The following is a 543-nucleotide window of genomic DNA, read 5'->3' on the forward strand; positions in this document are numbered from 1 at the left end:
CCAGGTTCTCCGCTGCCTCAGCAGCGCTCGCTGCAAGACGAGGCATCGTTACTGTCCAATGGGCGTCTTCCGCTTCGTTCGGGAGGGCGGCGTTGATATACGCGCAGGCATCCACGAATTGCCTCAGTCCCTCGACGAACAGGGCTTCACAATCGGCCATGCTGCAGCTTTGCCGGTGATCAGTCATGCTGCGGTTTCCACGGGTCGAGGAGTGCCACTCCGGAATGCCGGAAATCATCCGTGTTCCGTGTCACGACCGTCATGCCATGTACCAGGCCGGTCGCGGCGATGAGGGTATCGCGCTCCGGGCCCGGATCCGGAACATGCAGGTGAGCGCAGCGGCGGGCGACCGCCAGATCGACGGAAAGCACCCGCTTCGAAAACTCGGGGAGAACGTAGTTCTCCAGCCAGTTCCGCAGAACGCTTCCCTGGGCGGGATCCCTGCGCTCAATCCGCATGACGCCGACATCCAGCTCCATGACGGTGATGGCAGACAGGAAAAGGGTCTCGGCCTCCACCTGCTCTGCCCATCTGGCGACATTG

At 62.4% G+C, this 543-nt stretch carries 2 protein-coding genes; both read right to left on the reverse strand.

The features are described 5' to 3' along the window. On the reverse strand, positions 1-187 hold a 187-nt coding region (locus GOX01_RS13050; protein ID WP_218023031.1), incomplete at its 3' end, for a hypothetical protein. Then, positions 180-543: type II toxin-antitoxin system VapC family toxin (locus GOX01_RS12800; RefSeq protein WP_141259282.1), on the reverse strand; the 364-nt coding region annotated here is incomplete at its 5' end. The genes GOX01_RS13050 and GOX01_RS12800, both read right to left, overlap by 8 nt.

Source organism: Gluconobacter oxydans, from assembly GCF_006539685.1.
Lineage (GTDB): Bacteria > Pseudomonadota > Alphaproteobacteria > Acetobacterales > Acetobacteraceae > Gluconobacter > Gluconobacter oxydans.